The organism is Psychrobacter sp. 1U2 (genome assembly GCF_051847575.1).
The window spans coordinates 1-544 of sequence record NZ_JBPYDC010001682.1 but is presented as its reverse complement, the minus strand read 5'-3'; the positions used below and the strand labels follow the sequence as shown (position 1 = coordinate 544).

Annotated in this window: 1 protein-coding gene; it reads right to left on the bottom strand. The window is 46.1% G+C overall.

The genetic code is table 11. The annotated features are described in order from the left end of the window. The coding region (locus ACS8FD_RS23855) for an aconitase family protein (RefSeq protein ID WP_439277672.1) at window positions 1-544 on the bottom strand (544 nt) is incomplete at both ends.

The window sequence follows — 544 nt, the reverse complement described above, 5'->3', positions numbered from 1 at the left end:
CATAACGGCAGGGTTTGAAGTATTGGTACAAGAGGTAATAGCCGCGATCACGACAGAACCATCACGCAGTCTATATTCTTCGTCTTCGATTGTAATCTTACAAGAGGTACTGCCTTCAGCGCAGAAAGGCTTAGGTTTGGCTGCTAACTTTTTAGCTTGCTCTTGCTTACCGCCTTCTTCATCAAAACGCACCTTGGCATCGACTTCAGCTTTACGACCTTTAGTCATCTCTAATAAGGTCTCGCCAAACTTTTCGTGCATATCAGATAGATTGATACGCTGCTGCGGTAGGTTAGGACCCGCAAGAGCTGGTTGGACAGTACTGAGATCTAGATACAAATTGCTTGAATAGGTTGCCGCTTTCGTGTCGGCATCATGCCACATGCCTTGCGCTTTAGCGTACTTTTCAACCAATTCAATTTGTGCTTCGTCACGACCTGATAGACGTAAATAATCAATCGCCATTTGGTCAACTGGGAAAATACCGCACGTGGCGCCATATTCTGGCGACATATTGGCAATCGTTGCTCGATCAGCAAGAGGC